This is a genomic window from Deltaproteobacteria bacterium (assembly GCA_040223695.1).
In the GTDB taxonomy this organism is placed as follows: Bacteria; Desulfobacterota_D; UBA1144; order Nemesobacterales; family UBA2774; genus JAVKFU01.
The window spans coordinates 1-1,223 of sequence record JAVKFU010000004.1 but is presented as its reverse complement, the minus strand read 5'-3'; the positions used below and the strand labels follow the sequence as shown (position 1 = coordinate 1,223).

Genomic DNA, 1,223 nt, shown 5'->3' with positions numbered 1-1,223 from the left:
AAAATCTTTTTGGGGCTGAGGTTGTATTAAAAGATTTTAGCCGAGATAATCTGTTCTTAGACAAATTTCGTGCAGTCGTCGTCTTTTCAGAAAACACACTATGTGTGTGCTTCTTTTCATCAAGGAAAAGAAGAATTTATTTTTGCCTTTTTTCTTTGTCATTTCAAATGGGCTACTCGCTCTGACGTAGTTATACGAAATCTGGAAGCCCTGCTGCAATCCCCCACCACATTCTTGCCCCTCCACAGCGCGTGGGTATTCTATCTCCATGAACCGGCAAAGAATCCCCGCTCTGTCAATTGCGGCTCTCGTATTTTTCATAACCGCCGCCGTTTATCCCCACCGCGCCCGCTCCGAGGAGCAGTTCGGCATACCGGGCGCGGACGCCGCCACAATCACCGAATGCAAAGGCGGGACGGCATACGCCTATAATAACTATCTTATATACACCAGGAAGTCCCCGAGCTTCGAGGGCCAGGACATATACATCTTCGATAAAAGCGGGAAGGACGCAGAACCGTGCTCGCTCGACGCGCGAAAAACCTACTATACGATAAACGCGGGGGAGTTCCAGGGCTCGAATACCTTTTCGGGCATCTATAAAAACTATTTGTTTATAGACCAGTGGCCGGGAGAGGAGCACAAAAGACTCCTGGCAATCGACCTTCCGTCGAGGAGCCTCGTCTTCTTCGACTGGTACGCGGACCCTGTTATCGAGAACGGCGCGCTCCATTACAACCGGGTGCTGAAGGCGAGAAAGAGCGTAAGGGAGAAGATACCCTGCCCGGACGCCCGGAAGTGGGAGGCGGAAGGAAAGACCGCCCTCTACATAGAGAAAATGTCGGTCGATCTCGGGACCATGAAGAAGAATCCCTCGGGCGAATTTTCATGCAAGCCGGGCGAGGCTATCGTGAAAAGGGCTAGCGATTATAACATGCATTAATATACTGAATCCTCTTGCGCGCCCGGTATGATTCCAACGAATCAAAGAAAAATGCCGCTCCTCTTGAGTCCAATCGATGGACGTCATTGCGAGTATTCGAAGAAGGCGCGGCAATCTTGCTTTTTCCTTTCCCGACATTCACGGAATTGGCGTAAAGAAAACAGAGTATTGAGGCGTTAAAATCTTTTTGGGGCTGAGGTTGTATTAAAAGATTTTAGCCGAGATAATCTGTTCTTAGACAAATTTCGTGCAGTCGTCGTCTTTTCAGAAAACACACTAT

At 48.8% G+C, this 1,223-nt stretch carries 1 protein-coding gene; it reads left to right on the top strand.

Going from position 1 to position 1,223, the window contains the following annotated elements:
* The first annotated feature begins 268 nt into the window (after nt 1-268).
* The gene (locus RIG61_00245) at nt 269-943 is read left to right on the top strand and encodes a hypothetical protein (protein ID MEQ9617588.1); all 675 of its coding nucleotides are present in this window, start codon (nt 269-271) and stop codon (nt 941-943) included.
* Nucleotides 944-1,223 lie beyond the last annotated feature (280 nt).